The sequence below is a fragment of the Phycicoccus jejuensis genome, assembly GCF_000720925.1.
In the GTDB taxonomy this organism is placed as follows: Bacteria; Actinomycetota; Actinomycetes; order Actinomycetales; family Dermatophilaceae; genus Phycicoccus; species Phycicoccus jejuensis.
In genome coordinates this window covers 158,719-177,910 of the sequence record NZ_JOEE01000003.1, presented here as the reverse complement: position 1 = coordinate 177,910, position 19,192 = coordinate 158,719, and the positions used below count along the sequence as shown (strand labels likewise).

At 73.9% G+C, this 19,192-nt stretch carries 14 protein-coding genes and 1 tRNA gene; 10 read left to right on the top strand and 5 right to left on the bottom strand.

Annotation, left to right across the window (positions count from 1 at the left end; translation table 11 throughout):
• Positions 1 to 52: 52 nt before the first annotated feature.
• Together IG69_RS0107075 and thpR are read right to left on the bottom strand one after the other, a co-directional pair.
• Positions 53 to 126, bottom strand: a tRNA-Arg gene (locus IG69_RS0107075).
• 198 nt (positions 127 to 324) lie between these two features.
• The gene (gene thpR / locus IG69_RS0107070; protein ID WP_036829507.1) at positions 325 to 891 is read right to left on the bottom strand and encodes an RNA 2',3'-cyclic phosphodiesterase; all 567 of its coding nucleotides are present in this window, start codon (positions 889 to 891) and stop codon (positions 325 to 327) included.
• Between the two features lie 69 nt (positions 892 to 960).
• Between thpR and IG69_RS0107065 the strand changes: the two genes are divergently transcribed.
• The 6 genes from IG69_RS0107065 to IG69_RS20085 all read left to right on the top strand — a co-directional run bounded on the left by IG69_RS0107065 (position 961) and on the right by IG69_RS20085 (position 8,748).
• On the top strand, positions 961 to 2,667 hold the full coding sequence (locus tag IG69_RS0107065) for a dynamin family protein (protein ID WP_030527465.1): 1,707 nt from the start codon (positions 961 to 963) through the stop codon (positions 2,665 to 2,667).
• Positions 2,664 to 4,328, top strand: a complete 1,665-nt coding sequence (locus tag IG69_RS0107060; RefSeq protein WP_051750327.1) for a GTPase — start codon at positions 2,664 to 2,666, stop codon at positions 4,326 to 4,328. Before IG69_RS0107065 ends, IG69_RS0107060 begins: the two co-directional genes overlap by 4 nt.
• A 181-nt stretch (positions 4,329 to 4,509) precedes the next feature.
• Positions 4,510 to 5,013, top strand: a complete 504-nt coding sequence (locus tag IG69_RS0107055; RefSeq protein ID WP_051750326.1) for a single-stranded DNA-binding protein — start codon at positions 4,510 to 4,512, stop codon at positions 5,011 to 5,013.
• Between the two features lie 61 nt (positions 5,014 to 5,074).
• Positions 5,075 to 6,757, top strand: coding sequence for an energy-dependent translational throttle protein EttA (gene ettA, locus IG69_RS0107050; RefSeq protein WP_030527462.1), 1,683 nt, complete (start codon positions 5,075 to 5,077; stop codon positions 6,755 to 6,757).
• Between the two features lie 15 nt (positions 6,758 to 6,772).
• Entirely contained in the window at positions 6,773 to 7,795 is a 1,023-nt protein-coding gene (locus tag IG69_RS0107045; protein ID WP_342666154.1) for a glycosyltransferase family 2 protein, read from the top strand.
• On the top strand, positions 7,792 to 8,748 hold the full coding sequence (locus IG69_RS20085) for an NAD-dependent epimerase/dehydratase family protein (protein ID WP_036829387.1): 957 nt from the start codon (positions 7,792 to 7,794) through the stop codon (positions 8,746 to 8,748). The genes IG69_RS0107045 and IG69_RS20085 overlap by 4 nt, the downstream gene beginning before the upstream one ends.
• A gap of 17 nt (positions 8,749 to 8,765) precedes the next feature.
• On the opposite strand, the gene IG69_RS0107035 is transcribed toward IG69_RS20085, so the two are convergent.
• Both IG69_RS0107035 and IG69_RS0107030 read right to left on the bottom strand, forming a co-directional pair.
• The gene (locus IG69_RS0107035) at positions 8,766 to 9,491 is read right to left on the bottom strand and encodes a class I SAM-dependent methyltransferase (protein ID WP_030527459.1); all 726 of its coding nucleotides are present in this window, start codon (positions 9,489 to 9,491) and stop codon (positions 8,766 to 8,768) included.
• A 68-nt stretch (positions 9,492 to 9,559) separates the two neighbouring features.
• Positions 9,560 to 10,216: a TetR/AcrR family transcriptional regulator gene (locus IG69_RS0107030; protein WP_030527458.1), complete on the bottom strand. Its 657-nt coding sequence runs from the start codon at positions 10,214 to 10,216 to the stop codon at positions 9,560 to 9,562.
• Between the two features lie 93 nt (positions 10,217 to 10,309).
• Between IG69_RS0107030 and IG69_RS0107025 the strand changes: the two genes are divergently transcribed.
• On the top strand, positions 10,310 to 11,455 hold the full coding sequence (locus IG69_RS0107025; RefSeq protein ID WP_030527457.1) for an acyl-CoA dehydrogenase family protein: 1,146 nt from the start codon (positions 10,310 to 10,312) through the stop codon (positions 11,453 to 11,455).
• 185 nt (positions 11,456 to 11,640) lie between these two features.
• On the opposite strand, the gene fabG is transcribed toward IG69_RS0107025, so the two are convergent.
• Complete coding sequence (gene fabG / locus IG69_RS0107020) at positions 11,641 to 12,396, bottom strand: 3-oxoacyl-ACP reductase FabG (RefSeq protein ID WP_030527456.1); 756 nt, start codon at positions 12,394 to 12,396, stop codon at positions 11,641 to 11,643.
• A 189-nt stretch (positions 12,397 to 12,585) separates the two neighbouring features.
• On the opposite strand from fabG, the gene glgX reads away from it, so the two are divergent.
• From glgX to treZ, 3 genes are read left to right on the top strand one after another with little or no spacing between them, the layout of a single operon-like run.
• Positions 12,586 to 14,736, top strand: a complete 2,151-nt coding sequence (gene glgX, locus IG69_RS0107015; protein ID WP_030527455.1) for a glycogen debranching protein GlgX — start codon at positions 12,586 to 12,588, stop codon at positions 14,734 to 14,736.
• Between the two features lie 3 nt (positions 14,737 to 14,739).
• The gene (gene treY, locus IG69_RS0107010) at positions 14,740 to 17,262 is read left to right on the top strand and encodes a malto-oligosyltrehalose synthase (protein WP_169742045.1); all 2,523 of its coding nucleotides are present in this window, start codon (positions 14,740 to 14,742) and stop codon (positions 17,260 to 17,262) included.
• Positions 17,259 to 19,190 (top strand): malto-oligosyltrehalose trehalohydrolase, encoded by a 1,932-nt coding sequence (treZ, locus tag IG69_RS0107005; protein WP_281174722.1) that lies wholly within the window; start codon positions 17,259 to 17,261, stop codon positions 19,188 to 19,190. Before treY ends, treZ begins: the two co-directional genes overlap by 4 nt.
• Positions 19,191 to 19,192 lie beyond the last annotated feature (2 nt).

The following is a 19,192-nucleotide window of genomic DNA, read 5'->3' as shown; positions in this document are numbered from 1 at the left end:
CGTCGTCCCGCCGGGGTCGCCCGCTCCGATGCGCTCCGCGCATCCGGACCGGCGCCCCCGGCAGGACTCGAACCTGCGACCTCGAGATTAGAAGGCTCTTGCTCTATCCAGCTGAGCTACGGGGGCCGGGCGCCGTCGAGGCGCCGGCCCACAGTGTAGGGACCGCCCCGGGTGGAACCCCATCACCGACTTCTTGCGAGTTCCGCCGGTCGACGCGCCGTCCGCGCGGCGTGTCGGCGGCGGAACTCGCAAGAAGTGGGGAAGGAGACGCGGAGGACGACCGAGATGCCAAGAGGACCGGAGCGGGCGGGGCGAAGCGGGCGGTCAGCCGGCGGTCTGGGCGCCGAGGGCGCACCGGGCCACGACCTCGTGCCGGGGCCGGTGGCCGCGCTCGGTCGGGAGGTGCGAGTGGACGACGACGACCTCGTCGGCGACCCACTGCGGCCCGCGGTAGGTGTCGAGGACGCGCAGCCAGCGCGTCGGGTCGACCGGCCGCGGGAAGCGCCCCAGCGTGAGGTGCGGCACGAAGGGACCGCCCTCGGGTGCAGCACCGACCACCGCGGCCGCGGAGCGCACGGCGCGCGACAGGGGCTCGAGCGAACCGCCGTCCTCCACACCGGTCCACAGCACGCGGGCGCGCGTCGGGTCGGGGAAGCACCCTCCGCCCGCCAGCCGCAACGACAGCGGGGAGCGCTCTGCCGCAACGGACTCCACCGCGTCGACGAGCGGTTCGAGCACGTGCGCGGGCATCCCGCCGGCGAACGCGAGCGTGAGGTGCCACTGGGCGGGCGACCCCCACCGGGGGCCCTCGCCGTCACGGCGGGGCTCGAGGAAGGAGTCGAGGTCCTCGACGACCTCGGGGGGCGGCAGGACCGCGACGAAGACGCGCACGAGCGACATCATCGTCCGCGAGCACGGCGAATGGACGACCGGACACGGAAGCCTCTATAGGATTCGGGGGTGGGTGCGGACCGGGACGTGGAGGGCGTGGTCTCTGCCGTCGAGGGGCTGCGGGCCGCTGTCGACGCGGCGACGCTCCCGCTCGACGTCCCGGGGAGGGCCGAGGCCGAGGTCACGCGGCGGCAGCTGCTCGACCAGCTGGACGACTACGTGCTGCCCCGCCTGCGCTCGCTCGACGCCCCGCTGCTCGCCGTCGTCGGCGGCTCGACGGGCGCCGGGAAGTCCACGCTCGTCAACTCCGTCGTGGGCGAGGCGGTCAGCCGCTCCGGCGTGCTGCGGCCGACGACGACCTCGCCGGTGCTCGTCCACCACCCCGACGACGGACGTTGGTTCGAGGACGCCCGCGTCCTGCCGGGCCTCGCCCGGGTGACCGGCCACGACCCCGGAGAGGACCAGCCGGGCACCGTGCGCCTCGTCGCGTCGCCGGCGCTGCGGCCCGGTCTCGCGCTCCTGGATGCTCCCGACATCGACTCCGTCGTCTCGGCCAACCGCGAGCTCGCGACCCAGCTGCTCGGCGCGGCCGACCTGTGGCTGTTCGTCACGACGGCCGCGCGCTACGCGGACGCCGTGCCGTGGGACCTGCTGCGCACCGCGGCCGACCGCGGCACCGCCGTCGCCGTCGTGCTCGACCGGGTGCCGCCGGAGGCCGTCGACGAGATCCGGCCGCACCTCGCGTCGATGCTGCGCGACCAGGGCCTGCCGACCGCACCGGTGTTCACGGTCCCCGAGACGCCCCTCGACGACGCCGGCCGCCTGCCCGCCGAGTCCTTCGCCCGCCTGCGCTCCTGGCTCGAGGCGCTCGCCGGTGACGCCCGGGCCCGCGACATCGTCGTGTCGCAGACGCTGCGCGGCGCCGTCGCCTCCCTCACCGGTCGCGCGGACGAGCTCGTGGCCGCGAGCCGCGAGCAGGACGCCGCCCGTGACGCCCTCGAGGCCGCCGCCGTCGACGCGTTCGGCGCCGGCCACCGCCGGGTCGCCGACGGGATGACCGACGGCACGCTGCTGCGCGGCGAGGTGCTGGCGCGCTGGCAGGAGTTCGTGGGCACGGGCGAGTTCTTCCGTCAGGTCGAGTCCACGGTCAGCCGCTGGCGCGACCGCATCACCGCCGCCGTCACCGGCCGCACCGCGCCGGCCGAGGGGCTGGGCGAGGCCCTGCACACGGGGGTCGCCGCGATGCTGCTCGCCAACCTCGAGTCGGCGCAGGCCGACACCGCCCGCACCTGGCGACGGTTGCCGGGCGGCCCGGCGGTCCTCGCCGACGTCCCTCCCGGGTCCAGCGCGGGCGGCGACGCCTCCGCCGTCGAGCGCCTCGTGCGCGACTGGCAGGGCGAGGTGCTCGAGCTCGTCCGCACCGAGGGCAAGGGCCGGCGCACCAACGCGCGGATCGCGGCCTACGGCGTCAACGCGATCGGCCTGTTCCTCATGCTCGTCGCCTTCGCGCAGACCGGTGGCCTCGTCGGGGCCGAGATCGGGATCGCCGGGGGCACGTCGGTGCTGGCCCAGCGCGTGCTCGAGGCCATCTTCGGCGACCAGGCGGTGCGCGACATGGCGGCCAAGGCGCGCGCCCGGCTGCTCGAGCTCGCCGACGACCAGTTCGCGCAGGAGCGCGAGCGCTTCACCGCCGCTCTCACCGCGCACGCCGCGCCGGCCGGGCAGGCCGACGCCATCGCCGCGGCCGCGGCGCGCCTGCGGACGGCACGCCCGTGAGCCCCCTCCTCAAGGGCCGGGCGCACGGCGCCACGGTGTCGCCCGAGCGCCTCGCCGCCGCCTCCGACGCGCTGGCGGCGGCCGTCGACGCCGGTGGCCGCGAGCTGCCCGCGACCGAGTCCGCACGGGCGGCGCAGGTCGTCGCCAAGGTGGGGCAGCGCACGGGCATCGCGGGCGCCCACACGGTCGTCGCGCTGGCGGGCGCCACCGGTAGCGGGAAGTCCTCGCTCTTCAACGCGATCGTCGGTGCCGACGTCGCGACCGTCGGGGTGCGCCGCCCCACGACCTCGACCCCGACCGCCGCCGTGTGGGGCGACGAGCCCGCCGGGGAGCTGCTCGACTGGCTCGGCGTCGGCTCGCGCCACCTCGTCGAGGGGGAGGGGCCCGGCGGCCAGCTCGGCACGCTCGAGGGCCTCGTGCTCCTCGACCTCCCCGACGTCGACTCCCGCGAGAGCAGCAACCGCGACGAGGCCGCCCGGGTGCTCGAGCTCGTCGACCTCTTCGTCTGGGTCACCGACCCCCAGAAGTACGCCGACGCCCGCCTCCACGACGACCACGTCGCCGCGCTGGCGGCCCACGAGGCCGTGACGGTCGTCGTCCTCAACCAGGCCGACCGGCTCGCGGCCGAGGACGTCGCGCGCTGCCGCACCGACCTCGTGCGCCTCATGGAGCGCGACGGCGTGCCCGGCGCGACGGTGCTCGCGACCTCCGTGGCCAGCGGCGCCGGCCTCGACGAGCTGCGCCAGCGGCTGGCCAACGCCGTCGCGAGCCGGGCCACCGCCCGCGCCCGCCTCGCGGCCGACGTCCGCACGGTGGCCGGCTCCCTCGGGGGCGCCGTGGCCGACGCCGAGCCCGAGGTCGACGACGCGACCCGCGCCGAGCTGCTCGAGGCGCTGGCCCGGGCGGCGGGCGTGCCCACGGTCGTCGACGCCGTCGTCCGGGACTACCGGATGGAGGCCGCGTCCCGCACCGGGTGGCCGCTCAGCCGCTGGGTGCACCGGCTGCGGGCCCGGCCGCTGCGTCGGCTGCGGCTCGACGGCCGCGACGTGCGGGTCACCGAGTCCGACGTGCGCTCCGTGCTCGGCCGCTCGTCGCTGCCCCCGCCGACCCCGGCCGCCCGGGCCGCGGTCGCCCTCGCCACCCGTCGGGTCGCGGACCGCGCCGGCAGCGACCTGCCCGTGCCGTGGTCGGAGGCCGTCGAGCGCGCGGCCACGCCGGCCGGCCCCGAGATCGGTGACGCGCTCGACCAGGCCGTCGTCGGCACCTCGCTGCACGCCCGGCCCCCGGTCTGGTGGCGGGTCGTGGGCGTCCTGCAGTCGCTGCTGGCCGCGGCCGCCCTCGTGGGCCTGCTGTGGCTGTCCGCGTACGTCGTCGCCGGGTGGCTGCAGCTCGACACGGTCGTTCCCGACGTGCCGCGGGTCGGGGCGCTGCCGGTGCCGTTCCTCCTGCTCTTCGGCGGCCTGCTGCTCGGGCCGCTCCTCGCGCTGCTCGCGGCGTGGCTGGCGGCGGTGGGGGCCCGACGGCGGGGTGCGGTGATGGACGCGCGGCTGCGCGCGTCGATCGCGCGCGTCGCCGACGCCGAGGTCCTCGCCCCGGTGCGGCTGGTGCTCGAGCGCCACGCCGCGACCCGCACGGCCCTGCGCCGGGCCGCGGAGGTCTGAGCCGGCCCGCTCGCGGTCTTGGCGCCCGGTGCCCCGGTGCCTCGTGGTCGCCGTCGTCCACAGACGCGCCCGTTCACCACCGTCGTCCACAGATCGTGCGCGACCCGTTGTCGCCGTGCACCGTGGAGCCGAGGGTGGTCCCGAGAGGTCCCGACGGACGGGACCCGGGGAGGAGCACACGATGTACGAGACGCACGTGACGGTCCAGGGGCGCCTCGTGGCCGACCCCGTCGTCAAGCAGGGCCGCGCCGGGCCGTTCACGGTCTTCCGCATCGCCCAGTCCGAGCGGCACCAGGACCGCTCCGAGCCCGGGCGGTGGACCGACTCCGAGCCCAGCTACTACGACGTCACGGCCTACCGCACCATGGGCGACAACGCGTCGCGGTCGCTGCGCAAGGGGCACCCGGTCGTCGTCACCGGCCGGCAGCGGGTGCGCCAGTTCCGGCGCGACGACGGCTCGTCCGGCGCGGTCGTCGAGATCGCCGCAGACGCCCTCGGGCACGACCTGCGGTGGGGCAGCACCAGCTACACCCGCAACGGCGACCTCGCGCCCGCCCTGCCGGCGAGCGGGTTCGGCGACGCGCTGCGCGACGCCTACGAGGTGGTCGGCGAGGACGACGGGCACCGGGCCGCGGCGGCCGACACCGGGCCGCTCGTGCCCCCGGCCCGGGAGGACGCCGCCTGAGGGCGCGGCGGCGGGCGCCGCGGATTCGGGCAGGGGGTCCCGGCTCGTTAGGCTGGGGCCCATGCCCGAGTTCATCTACGTGATGTCGCGTGCCCGCAAGGCGCACGGCGACAAGGTCATCCTCGACGACGTCACGCTCTCGTTCCTGCCCGGCGCCAAGATCGGCGTCGTCGGACCGAACGGCGCCGGCAAGTCGTCCGTCCTCAAGATCATGGCCGGCCTCGACCAGCCGTCCAACGGCGAGGCGCGCCTGACCCCGGGCTACACGGTCGGCATCCTCATGCAGGAGCCCGAGCTCAACGAGGAGAAGACCGTCCTCGGCAACGTCGAGGAGGGCGCCGGCGAGATCAAGGCGAAGGTCGACCGCTACAACGCGATCTCCGCCGAGATGGCCGAGCCGGACGCCGACTTCGACGCGCTGATGGCCGAGATGGGGCAGCTGCAGGAGGCCATCGACGCCGCCGACGCCTGGGACCTCGACTCCCAGCTCGAGCAGGCGATGGACGCGTTGCGCTGCCCGCCGCCGGACGCCGACGTCACCGTCCTCTCCGGTGGTGAGCGCCGCCGCGTCGCCCTCTGCAAGCTGCTCCTGCAGAAGCCCGACCTGCTGCTCCTCGACGAGCCGACCAACCACCTCGACGCCGAGTCCGTCCTCTGGCTCGAGCAGCACCTCGCGAGCTACCACGGCGCCGTCGTCGCCGTGACGCACGACCGGTACTTCATGGACAACGTCGCCGAGTGGATCCTCGAGCTCGACCGCGGCCGCGCCTACCCCTACGAGGGCAACTACTCGACCTACCTCGAGAAGAAGCAGGCCCGCCTGGCGATCCAGGGCAAGAAGGACGCCAAGCTCGCCAAGCGCCTCGCCGAGGAGCTCGAGTGGGTCCGCTCCAACGCGAAGGCGAAGCAGACCAAGTCCAAGGCGCGCCTCGCCCGCTACGAGGAGATGGCCGCCGAGGCCGAGCGCACCCGCAAGCTCGACTTCGAGGAGATCCAGATCCCGCCGGGGCCGCGCCTGGGCAGCAAGGTCATCGAGGTCAAGAACCTCACGAAGGGCTTCGGCGACCGCGTCCTCATCGAGGACCTCTCCTTCACCCTGCCGCGCAACGGCATCGTCGGGGTCATCGGCCCGAACGGCGTCGGCAAGACGACGCTCTTCAAGACGATCGTCGGCCTCGAGGAGGCCGACGGCGGCAGCGTCGACGTCGGCGAGACCGTCAAGATCTCCTACGTCGACCAGAGCCGCGGTGGCCTCGACCCGACGAAGAACCTCTGGGAGACCGTCTCCGGCGGCCACGACTACATCAACGTCGGCCAGGTCGAGATCCCCAGCCGCGCCTACGTCAGCCAGTTCGGCTTCAAGGGCCCGGACCAGCAGAAGAAGGCCGGTGTCCTCTCCGGTGGTGAGCGCAACCGCCTCAACCTGGCGCTGACGCTCAAGGAGGGCGGCAACCTGCTGCTCCTCGACGAGCCGACCAACGACCTCGACGTCGAGACCCTCGGCTCGCTCGAGAACGCGCTGCTCGACTTCCCGGGCTGCGCCGTGGTCATCAGCCACGACCGGTGGTTCCTCGACCGCGTCGCGACGCACATCCTCGCCTACGAGGGCACCGAGGCGAACCCGTCGCGCTGGTACTGGTTCGAGGGCAACTTCGAGGCGTACGAGAAGAACAAGGTCGAGCGCCTCGGTGAGGACGCGGCGCGCCCGCACCGCGTCACGTACCGCAAGCTGACCCGCGACTGACCGACGTCGCGACCCGTGTCGCCCGAGCCCTCCGGAGCAGCCGTGCCGTCCGATGAGCAACTCCCGCACCGGATCTCGGTCATCGTCCCGGTGTACCAAGGGCGTTCGACGCTGCGCGCGCTCGTCACGGAGCTCGAGCCGCTGACGAGCGTCGGGACCACACCGGCCGGCCGCGCGTACGTCGTCGACGAGCTCGTGCTCGTCGACGACTGCGGCCCGGACGGCTCGGACGTCGTGGTCCGCGAGCTGGCCGCCGCGCACGACTGGGTGCGCGCCGTCTGGCTGAGCCGAAACTTCGGCCAGCACGCGGCGACGCTTGCCGGTATCTCGGCCTCGGGCGGCGAGTGGGTCGTGACGATGGACGAGGACGGTCAGCACGACCCGGCCGACATCGGCGTCCTGCTCGACGCGGCGATGTCCGAGCAGGCCGACGTCGTCTACGCCAGGCCGTCGAACCAGCCCCCGCACGGCGCCGCCCGCAACTTCGCCTCCCGGTCGGCCAAGTGGATCGTCGGGCGGATGGCCAAGGGCGCCCCGGCCGCCGACTTCAACAGCTTCCGGCTCGTCCTCGGGGAGGTCGCCCGCTCGGTCGCGGCGTACGCCGGGCCGGGCATCTACCTCGACGTCGCCATCTCGTGGGTGGCGCGCCGCACCACGACGGCGGGGGTCCCGATGCGCGAGGAGGGCGGGCGCCCCTCGGGCTACGACCTGCGCCGCCTCGCCTCGCACTTCTGGCGCCTCGTCCTGAGCAGCGGCACCACCCCGTTGCGCCTCGTCAGCGTCACCGGCGCGGCCGCCGTCGTCCTCGCCCCGCTCGTCGCGCTCGTGCTCGTCGTCGGGCGGGTGTCCGGCAGCTGGGAGGCGCCCGGCTGGACCTCGACGATGGTCCTGCTCATGGCCTCGACGGGCGCCATCCTCTTCGCGCTGGGCGTGATCGCCGAGTACGTCGGCATGGCGGTCAACATGGCGATGGGCAAGCCGCTGTACCTGCCGGTCCGCGACCGCCGCGACGGTCCGCTCGGGCGGGACGAGGCGTGAGCCCGGGCCCGTCCGGGCCGCCGCGTGCCTGGGTGGTCGGCTCCGGCGGGCTGGTCGGGCGCCACCTCGTCGGCGCCCTGCGCGCGGCCGGCCACGAGGTGGCCACCTCGCGGGTCCCGTGGGCCGACGAGGAGCGCTCCCTCGAGGTGCTGCGCCACGACCTCGACGACTTCGTCCGGCGTGCCGACGGGGATCCCTGGGTGCTCGCGTGGTGCGCCGGGGCCGGGGTGGTGGCCACCGGCGCGGACGCCCTCGCCGCCGAGCTGCGCGTCTTCGAGCGCTTCTGCGCGCTCCTGCCCGAGGACCCGGACGGCGACGGGGTCGTCGTCCTCGCGTCGTCGGCCGGCGGCCTCTACGCCGGGTCCGGGGCGCCGCCGTTCACGGAGGCCACCCCGCCCGCCCCGCTCGTGCCCTACGGTCGCACCAAGCTGGCGATGGAGGAGGCGCTGGCCGCTGCGGTCGCCCGCACCGGCAGCAGGGCCGTCGCCGCCCGGCTGGCCAACGTCTACGGACCCGGCCAGACGCTCGGCAAGCCGCAGGGCCTGCTGTCCCAGCTGTGCCTCGCGCACGCGATGACCCGCCCGCTGCCGGTCTTCGTCTCGCTCGACACGATCCGCGACTACGTCTACGTCGCCGACGTCGCGCAGATGCTCCGGCGCTGCGCCGATTTGGTCCGGGCGGAGGCGCCCGGCGTGCTCGTCCCCAAGGTCGTCGCCTCCGGGCGTCCGGTCACCGTCGGCCACCTCGTCTCGGAGGCGCGGCGGGTCTTCCACCGGCCGGTCCGCACGGCGATGGCGCCGGGCGGGGCCGGGCAGGTCCTCGACCTACGGCTGGCGTCGGTGACGTGGCCCGAGGTCGACGTCCTCGCCTCGACCCCCCTTGCGGCCGGCCTGGCGGCGACGGCCGCCGACGTCCGCGCCCGGGTCGTCTCCGGGGGGCCGCTCGACGGCTGAGCCCGGCGGGGGCGCGGTCAGCCGACCCGCGTCGCCCCGACGAAGACCGACGAGCCGAAGGGGAGGTCGGTCCGCCGCAGGAGCGCCCGGTCGACCCGGCACATCGCGCGCAGCGTCGCGTTGAGGGGCCGTGGGACCCGCGGCACCTCGACGATGTCGGCGGCGCCGTCCGCGGTGCGGCCCGCCACCTTGCGGGCCGCGCGCTCGGCGACGAAGAGGGGGAAGACGGTGCTGAAGCCGTACGTCGCGCGCTCGACCCGGAAGCCGGACCGCTCGAGGGACGCGACCGCGCGCCGTCTCGTGTAGCGGCGGTGGTGGCCGTTGGCGACGTCGAAGTCCGACCACGCCCAGGTGTAGGCCGGCACCGACATGAGGAAGCGCCCGCCCGGCCGCAGGACGCGGCGCACCTCGGCGAGGGCGTCGGCCTCGGGGGCGCAGTGCTCGATGACGTCGAAGGCGGCGACGGCGTCGAAGGAGGCGTCCTCGAAGGGCAGGGCGAGCGCCGAGCCGCAGACCCCGTTCGCGGCGAGGCCGCGGGGGTCGATGTCGAGGGAGGCGGTGCGCCCCACGGCCTCCCGGAACCAGGCGGCGCTCGGGCCGTCCGCGCTGCCCAGGTCGAGGGCGGTGTCGGCGCCGTCGACGAGCTCGCGCAGGGCGACCTCGAGCAGGTCGGCCCGCGCGACGTACCACCAGTAGTCGGGGGTCGCGATCGAGGGGGATCCGCCGTGGCCGTGCTCCGTCACCGCGTCAGGCTATCGGCCGGAGAGGGCCGGTCCGCGCAGCGGCCGGGGCGCCCGGTGCGGGCGAGGGGTCAGCGGCGCCCGCCGGCGAGGCGCACGGCGAGGTCGCCGTAGGTGCGCTCGACCATCTCGGGGGTGCGTCGGCCGCCGGGGACGTACCAGCGGGCGACGTCGATGGCCATCGACAGCAGGGCCAGCGCGGTCGTGGGGACGTCCTCGACGTCGAGCTCGCCGGACTCGACGCCGTCGCGCAGCACGTCGGCGACGACCCGGTCGATCTCCTTGCGCAGGTCGATGACCTCGGCCTGGTGCTCGAGGGAGAGGTGGCGGAACTCGAACTGGACGATCCGGCCCAGCTGGTGGTGCTCGGCGTGCCAGCGCGAGAACCCGCCGATGATCGCGCGGAGGGCCTCGGTGGGGGAGGCGGCGTCGGAGGCCGCGGCGACGAGGAGGTCGCGGGCCCGGGCGTGGCCGCGCCGGCTGATCTCGAAGAGCAGCTTCTCCTTGGACGAGAAGTGCACGTAGACGCCGGCGGGGGAGAGGCCGGCCCGCGAGGCGATGTCGCGCGTCGTCGTCGCGGGGAACCCGTTCTCGGCGAACGCGTCGGCGGCGGCGAGCATCACCCGCGTCGCGGTGTCGCCGACGTCGGTGGCGCCACCCGGCCGCCCGCCCTCGGGCGCGAGCGCGGCGAGGACGGCGGTCTCGGTCGCAGGAGTGGTCGCGGGCACGGTTGACAGCATGCCGCACCGGCGTCAGACTAAGCAAGCGCTTAGTCAACGGTGGCGTGCCGCCGCCGTCCGTCCACCGAGCCGAGGAGCCGCATGCCCCGCAACGTCTACGCCGCCGAGCACGAGGACTTCCGCGCCTCCGTCGCCGAGTTCGTCGAGCGCACGCTCAAGCCGCGTGCCGAGCAGATGCTCGAGGTCAAGGCCGTCGAGCGCGACATCTGGAAGGAGGCCGGCAAGCAGGGCCTCTTCGGCCTCGACATCCCCGAGGAGTTCGGCGGGATGGGGGCCGAGGACTACCGCTTCAACGCGATCGCGGCCGAGGTCATCGCCGGCTTCAACTTCGCCGTGTCGTCCTGCTTCGGCATCCACTCCGACGTCTGCCCGCCGTACATCGTCGACCTCGGCACGCAGGAGCAGAAGGAGCGCTGGCTTCCCGGCATGGCCAACGGCGAGCTCATCGCCGCCATCGCGATGACCGAGCCCTCCGGCGGCTCCGACCTCGCGGCGCTGAAGACCACCGCCGTGCGCGACGGCGACCACTGGGTCCTCAACGGCAGCAAGACCTTCATCACGAACGGCTACCAGGCCGACCTCGTCATCGTCGCGGCCCGCACCGACCCGTCCAAGGGCGCCAAGGGCATCACCCTGCTCGTCGTCGAGGAGGGGATGGAGGGCTTCACCCGCGGTCGCAAGCTCGACAAGGTCGGGCAGGAGGAGGCCGACACCTCCGAGCTGTTCTTCGAGGACGTCCGCGTCCCCGACGCCAACCGGCTCGGCGAGGAGGGCATGGGCTTCATCGCGATGATGCAGCGCCTGCCGCAGGAGCGCATCGGCGCCGCCGTCGCCAACACCGCGCACGCCTTCCAGATCTTCCGCGAGACGGTCGAGTACACGAAGGAGCGCAAGGCGTTCGGGCAGCCCGTCGGCTCGTTCCAGCACAACAAGTTCAAGATGGCCGAGCTGCTGACCAAGCTCGAGGTCACCCAGGCCTACGTCGACGACTGCGTCGCCGCGCACGCCGAGGGCAAGCTCACCCCGGTCGACGCCGCGAAGGCCAAGTGGTTCTCGGCGCAGGTGCAGAACGAGGTGCTCGACGAGTGCGTCCAGCTGCACGGCGGCTACGGATTCATGAACGAGTACCGCGTGGCCCGCGCCTGGCGCGACGCCCGCGTCTCGAAGATCTGGGCCGGCTCGAACGAGATCATGAAGGAGCTCATCGGCCGCGACCTCGGCCTCTGAGCACCTGACACCACGACGCCCCCGGACCGCAGCGGTCCGGGGGCGTCGTCGTGTCCGTCCGGTCAGGTCTCGACGGCCCGGTGGTGCCGAGACCCCGGTTCGTCCACGAGACCCCGGTTCGGAACCGGGGTCTCGTGGACATTTCGGGGTGACCCCGAAAAGGGGAGACGGGTGGGGAGCAGAGGTCAGTCGAGGGGGCCGCCGGCGACGTAGATGACCTGGCCGGACACGAAGCCGGCCTCCTCGGAGACGAGGAAGGAGATCGTCGCGGCGATGTCGGCGGGCTGCCCGACGCGCGCGACGGGGATCTGCGACGCCGTGTGGGTGAGGAAGTCCTCGAACGAGACCTTGAGCCGCTCGGCGGTCGCCCGCGTCATGTCGGTCTCGATGAAGCCGGGCGCCACGGCGTTCGCGGTGACGCCGAACTTGCCGAGCTCGATCGCGAGGGTCTTCGTGAAGCCCTGGAGGCCGGCCTTGGCGGCCGAGTAGTTGGCCTGGCCGCGGTTGCCCTGCGCCGAGGACGAGGAGAGGTTGACGATGCGGCCGTAGCGCTCCTGCGTCATGTGCGCCTGGCAGGCCTTGGTCATGAGGAACGCGCCCTTGAGGTGCACCGCCATCACCGAGTCCCAGTCGTCCTCGGTCATCTTGAAGATGAGGTTGTCGCGGATGATGCCGGCGTTGTTGACGAGGACGACCGGCGGGCCGAGCTCGTCGGCCACCCGCGCCACGCCGGCCTCGACGGCGGCCGCGTCCGAGACGTCGACGCCCACCCCGAGCGCGCGGCCCCCGGCGTCGCGGATGCGCCCGGCGACCTCCTCGCAGGCGGCCTCGTCGAGGTCGAGGACGGCCACGGCGAACCCGTCGCGGGCCAGCCGCTCGGCGGTGGCGGCACCGATCCCGCGGGCGGCTCCGGTGACGACGGCGACGCGCTGGTCGGACATGGGGTTGCTCCTCGGGGTCGGGGGGTAGGGCTGGCCCGACAGTAACCGAGACCCGTGACGAGGGTTCGACGGCCTGGTCCGTCGCGTCGCACGTCACCGGTAGGTTGAGTAGTCCGCAGCGGCCGGTCGGCCGCGCGACGCCGGCAGCGCCGCTGGCCCTGCAGCGACACCCCACGAAAGGCATCACCTGTGGAGATCTGGCCCGGCACCTCCTACCCCCTGGGCGCCACCTACGACGGCTCCGGCGTGAACTTCGCGCTGTTCAGCGAGGTCGCCGAGCGTGTCGAGCTCTGCCTCATCGACGACGACGGCGCCGAGACCCGCATCGACCTGCCGGAGGTCGACGGCTTCGTCTGGCACGGCTACCTGCCGGCGATCCAGCCGGGGCAGCGCTACGGCTACCGCGTCCACGGCCCGTACGAGCCCGAGAACGGGCACCGCTGCGACCCGAGCAAGCTCCTCCTCGACCCCTACGCGAAGGCCGTCGAGGGCCAGGTCGAGAACGACCCCGCCCTGTTCAGCTACGACTTCGACGACCCCGAGGTCCGCAACACCGACGACAGCCTCGGCAAGACGATGCTCGGCGTCGTCATCAACCCGTACTTCGACTGGGGCCACGACCGCCCGCCGCGCCACGAGTACCACGAGAGCGTCATCTACGAGGCGCACGTGCGGGGCCTGACGATGACCCACCCCGAGATCCCCGAGGAGATCCGCGGCACCTACGCGGCCCTGGGCCACCCGGCGATCGTCGAGCACCTGACGAAGCTCGGCGTGACGGCCATCGAGCTCATGCCGGTGCACCAGTTCGTCCAGGACACCTCGCTGCAGGCCAAGGGCCTGACGAACTACTGGGGCTACAACACGATCGGCTTCCTCGCGCCGCACAACGCGTACGCGCGCGCCGACCGCGGCGAGCAGGTCACCGAGTTCAAGGCGATGGTCAAGGCGCTGCACGAGGCGAACATCGAGGTCATCCTCGACGTCGTCTACAACCACACCGCCGAGGGCAACGAGATGGGCCCGACGATCAGCTTCAAGGGCATCGACAACGCCGCGTACTACCGGCTCGTCGACGACGCCAAGGAGCACTACTACGACACGACGGGCACCGGCAACAGCCTGCTCATGCGCCACCCGCACGTGCTCCAGCTGATCATGGACAGCCTGCGCTACTGGGTCACCGAGATGCACGTCGACGGCTTCCGGTTCGACCTCGCGGCGACGCTGGCCCGCCAGTTCCACGAGGTCGACAAGCTCTCGGCCTTCTTCGACCTCATCCAGCAGGACCCGGTGATCAGCCAGGTCAAGCTCATCGCCGAGCCCTGGGACGTCGGCGACGGGGGCTACCAGGTCGGCGGCTTCCCGCCCCTGTGGACCGAGTGGAACGGCAAGTACCGCGACACCGTCCGCGACTTCTGGCGCGGGGAGCCGGGCTCGCTCGGCGAGTTCGCCTCGCGCCTCACCGGTTCGAGCGACCTCTACGAGCACAACGGACGCAAGCCGATCGCGAGCATCAACTTCGTCATCGCGCACGACGGCTTCACGCTGCGGGACCTGGTCTCGTACAACGAGAAGCACAACGAGGCCAACGGCGAGGACGGCCGCGACGGCGAGAGCCACAACCGCTCCTGGAACTGCGGGGTCGAGGGCGAGACCGACGACCCGGAGGTGCGCGCCCTGCGCCGCCGCCAGCAGCGCAACTTCCTCGCCACGCTCCTGCTCAGCCAGGGCGTGCCGATGATCGCGCACGGCGACGAGATCGGCCGCACCCAGCAGGGCAACAACAACGTCTACTGCCAGGACAACGAGCTCTCGTGGGTCGACTGGGACCTCGACGACGAGCAGCGCGACCTCTTCGCCTTCACGAGCGCGGTCGCGAAGCTGCGCAGCGAGCACCCGGTCTTCCGCCGGCGCCGCTTCTTCGCCGGCAGCGCCGACCACGGCGGCCAGTCCGAGCTCGGCGACATCGCGTGGTTCCAGCCGAGCGGTGAGCGGATGGGCGACGGCGACTGGAGCGACGGCGAGGCGCGGATGATGACCGTCTTCCTCAACGGCGAGGCCATCCCCAGCCCGGACCTGCGCGGCCGACCGGTCGTCGACGACGACTTCCTCGTCCTGTTCAACGCCGACCACGAGGACCACGAGTTCGTCCTGCCCGGCGACGAGTGGGGCGAGCGCTGGTGCACCGAGATCGACACCGCCGCCGACAGCGTCGAGCCCGAGTGGCACGACGCGGGCTCCACGGTCACGGTCTCGGCGCGCTCGGTCATCGTCCTGCGCGACCCCCGCGAGGTGCTCACCCCCGCGGCGGGAGCGGCCGGCGCGACGAGGGTCTGACCCGTGGTGGCCCACCGCCCCGACCCCTCCCGCGTCGTCCCGACGGCGACCTACCGGCTCCAGGTCCACGGCGGGTTCGGCTTCGACGACGCCGCCGCGCAGGTCCCGTACCTGGCCTCGCTCGGCGTCTCGCACGTCTACCTCTCGCCCATCCTCCAGCCCGCGCCGGGGTCGATGCACGGCTACGACGTGCTCGACCACACGCGGATCAGCGAGGAGGCGGGCGGGCGCGAGGCGTTCGACCGGCTCGTCGCGGCGTGCCGTGGGGCCGGGCTCGGCGTCGTCGTCGACGTCGTCCCGAACCACATGGCCGTGCCCTCGCCGGAGCACCTCAACGCGCCGTTCTGGTCGCTCCTGCGCGAGGGCCGACGCTCGCCGTACGCCGGCTGGTTCGACGTCGACTGGGTCGCCGAGGACGACCGCATCCTCATGCCGGTGCTCGGCGCGTCGCTCGAGCAGGTCCTCGACCGTGGTGAGCTCGTCCTCGCCGCGGACGGCGGCCCGGGCGGGGCCGACCCGGTGCTGCGCTACTACGACCACGAGTTCCCGGTCGCGCCCGGCACCGAGGAGCTCCCGCTCGCCGAGCTCGTCGAGGCGCAGGCCTACCGGCTCTCGAGCTGGCGCGAGGGCGACGCCCTCAACTACCGGCGCTTCTTCGACGTGACGACGCTCGTCGCCGTCCGCGTCGAGGACCCCGTCGTCTTCACCGCGACGCACGCCCTGCTGCTCGCGCTGCACGGGCACGGCCAGGTCGACGGCTTCCGCATCGACCACCCGGACGGCCTCGCCGACCCCGGCGGCTACCTCGAGCGGCTCGCCGACGCCACCGGCGACGCGTGGGTCGTCGTCGAGAAGATCCTCGAGGGCGAGGAGCGGCTGCCCGACGCGTGGCGCTGCGCCGGCACGACCGGCTACGACGCGCTGCTGCGCGTCCAGCAGGTGCTCACGCCGGCCGACGAGACCGGCACGCTCGACCGCCTGTGGGCCGAGGTCGCCCCGGGGGAGGAGTCCCTCGAAAGGGTCGTCCAGGAGAGCAAGCGCCTGGTGGTGGACGACGTCCAGGCCGCCGAGGTCGACCGGCTGATGCGCCTGGCGCGCCGGGTCGTCCCCGACGCCGACGCCGTCGCCGTCCGCCGTGCCCTCGAGGCGCTGCTCGTCTCGATGGACCGCTACCGCGCCTACGTCGTGCCCGGTCGGGGTGTCGACCCCGAGCAGGCCGCGGTCGTCGACGACGCCGCCGCCCGCGCGCGGGGCATCCTCGCGCCGAGCGACGAGGACGCGCTCGACCTCGTCGTGCGCCTGGTGCTCGACCGCGAGGTCCCCGAGGCCGCCCCCGACACCGGCCGGGTCGCCGACGAGCTGCGGGTGCGCTTCCAGCAGACCTGCGGGCCGGTCATGGCTAAGGGCATCGAGGACACCGCGTTCTACCGGTGGTTCCGGCTCTCGGGGGCCAACGAGGTCGGCGGCCACCCGGAGGTCCTCGCCTCCGACGTCGACGCCTTCCACGCGTGGTGCGCCCGGCAGCAGGCCGAGTGGCCGACGTCGATGACGACGCTGACCACGCACGACACGAAGCGTTCCGAGGACACCCGGGCCCGTCTCATGGTCCTCGCCGAGGACGCCCGCGGCTGGGAGCAGTGGCTGGCCCGCGCCCGCGAGCTCGCGGCGCAGTACCGCACCGAGCGCGTCGACGCCCCGACCGAGTACCTCGTCTGGCAGACCCTCGTCGGGACGTGGCCGGTCAGCGGGGCGCGGCTCGAGGAGTACCTCCTCAAGGCGGTGCGCGAGTCCAAGGTCCACACCGCGTGGGTCGACGGCGACGAGGACTACGAGTCGGAGGTCGTCGCGTTCGCGCGGGCCGTCGGGCGCGACCTCGCCGTGCACGAGCACCTCGACGCGTGGACCGGGCCGCACGAGGCCTCGGTGCGCGCGAACATCCTCGGGCAGAAGCTCGTCCAGCTGACGATGCCCGGTGTCCCGGACGTCTACCAGGGCTGCGAGATCGGGATGCTCGCGCTCGTCGACCCCGACAACCGTCGGCCCGTCGACTGGTCCGACCGCGCCGAGCGGCTCGCGCGGGTCGACGACGACGAGCCCTGCTTCGACCTCGACGACGACAAGATGCGCCTCACCGCGCTCGCGCTGCGGCTGCGGCGCGAGCACCCGGAGGCGTTCGTCGGGCCGGACGCCACGTACGAGCCGGTCGACACCGGCAGCGAGCACGCGCTGGCCTTCGCCCGCGGCGACGCCGACGGCGCCCGCGCGCTCGTCGTCGTCACCCGCGCCGCGGGCAAGCTCGCCGACGCCGGCGGGTTCGGCGACGCCGCGCTCGAGGTGCCGGCGGGGGAGTGGACCGAGGTGCTGTCGGGCCGTCCCGTGGCCGCCGGAGCCGCGCCGCTCGAGGGGCTGCTCGCCGACCGTCCGGTCGCCCTGCTCGGCCGGCAGGACCCGGAGGCCGAGGCCGATGACGCTGGCGTGGAGGACGCCGGCGCCGACGACGACACCGCGGAGGGACACCCGTCGTGAGCGAGCACGTCATCGAGGTGTGGGCGCCGAGCGCGACCCGCGTCGACATCGAGTGGTCCCCGGCCCCGGGGTCGGACGGTGTGCAGGAACCGACGAATGTGTCGAAAGATGCACACGCGGACGAGGGGTCCGGTGTGCAGGAATCGACACCTTCGTCGGACGACGCACGGGTGGAGGCCGAGCGGCGGCGGGAGCCGATGGAGGCCGCCGACGACGGGTGGTGGCGCTGGATGCCGCCGTCCGGCAGCGGCGAGCTCGACTACGCCTTCGTCCTCGACGGCGAGGAGCCCGCGCTCCCGGACCCGCGCAGCGCGTGGCAGCCCGAGAGCGTGCACGGCCGCAGCCGCACGGTCGACCCGGCGTCCTTCCCGTGGACCGACTCCGCCTGGCGCGGCCCGCGCGACGGTGCCGGCGTCCTCGGGGGCGTCGTCTACGAGCTGCACGTCGGCACCTTCACGGGCGAGGGCACCTTCGACGCCGCCGTGGACCGCCTCGACCACCTCGTCGCCCTCGGGGTCGACGTCGTCGAGGTGATGCCCGTCGCGGCCTTCCCGACCGACCGCGGCTGGGGCTACGACGGCGTCGGCCTCTACGCCGTTCAGGACGCGTACGGCGGCCCGCACGCCTTCGCGCGGTTCGTCGACGCCTGCCACGCGCGCGGCCTCGGGGTCTGCCTCGACGTCGTGCACAACCACCTCGGGGCGAGCGGCAACTACCTCGCGCGCTTCGGGCCCTACTTCACCGAGGCCCACCACACGCCGTGGGGCGCGGCGGTCAACCTCGACCACGAGGGCTCCGCGCAGGTCCGCCGCTTCCTCGTCGGCAACGCGCTGCGCTGGTTCCGCGACCTCCACGTCGACGCGCTGCGCCTCGACGCCGTCCACGAGCTCAAGGACGACTCGCCGCGGCACTACCTCGCCGAGCTCTCGGACGCCGTCGCCGCGCTCGCGGAGGAGCTCGGCCGCCCGCTCGAGCTCGTCGCCGAGTCCGACCTCAACGACACCTCGATGGTCACGCCCACCGCCGACGGCGGGCGCGGGATGACGGCGCAGTGGGACGACGACGTCCACCACGCCCTCCACGTGGCGCTGACCGGCGAGACCCAGGGCTACTACGCCGACTTCGGCGGCACCCCGGGCAGCGGCGAGGAGGGCCCGCTCGCGGTGCTGGCCAAAGTGCTGACCCGCGGCTTCCTCCACGACGGGACCTTCTCGTCCTTCCGCGACCGCCCGTGGGGCGCTCCCGTCGACCGCGAGCACCTCGACGCCCGGCGCCTGCTCGGGTACCTGCAGACCCACGACCAGGTCGGCAACCGGGCCACGGGCGAACGCATCTCGGCTCTCGTGGCCGACCCGGCGCTGCAGGCGGCCGGCGCAGCCCTGTACCTTCTCGGCCCGACCACCCCGATGCTCTTCATGGGCGAGGAGTGGGCCGCCTCGACCCCGTGGCAGTTCTTCACGAGCTTCGCCGAGGACTGGCTCGCCGACGCCGTGCGCGAGGGGCGCCGGGCCGAGTTCGGCTCGCACGGCTGGTCGGCCGACGCCGTGCCCGACCCGCAGGACCCCGCGACCCGCGACCGGTCGGTCCTGCGCTGGAGCGAGCTCGACGACGCCGACCACGCGCGGATGCTGAGCTGGTACACCGACCTGACGGCCCTGCGGCGGGGGCTGCTGCCGGCCGGCCCGACGCGGTTCGCCGACGTCGAGGTGTCCTTCGACGAGGACGCCCGCTGGCTCGTCCTGCGCCACGCCCCGGCCGGCGGTGACCCCTACGCGGTCGTCGTGACGCTCGGGGAGGACGGCGCCGACGTGCCGGTCGCCGGCGCCGCCGAGGCCCTGCTCGCCTGGGGCGACGGGGTCGAGGTGGACGCAGACCGCGTCGGGCATCGTTGCCGAAGCGTGTCCGTCGTGCGCGTGGAGCGGTCCTGACC

Bases quoted from the DNA above. Each gene is read 5' to 3' on its own strand.
- IG69_RS0107055 (WP_051750326.1), top strand. From the start codon at position 4,510: ATGTACGAGACGCACGTGACGGTCCAGGGGCGCCTCGTGGCCGACCCC.
- ettA (WP_030527462.1), top strand. From the start codon at position 5,075: ATGCCCGAGTTCATCTACGTGATGTCGCGTGCCCGCAAGGCGCACGGC.
- IG69_RS0107025 (WP_030527457.1), top strand. From the start codon at position 10,310: ATGCCCCGCAACGTCTACGCCGCCGAGCACGAGGACTTCCGCGCCTCC.
- fabG (WP_030527456.1), bottom strand. From the start codon at position 12,396: ATGTCCGACCAGCGCGTCGCCGTCGTCACCGGAGCCGCCCGCGGGATC.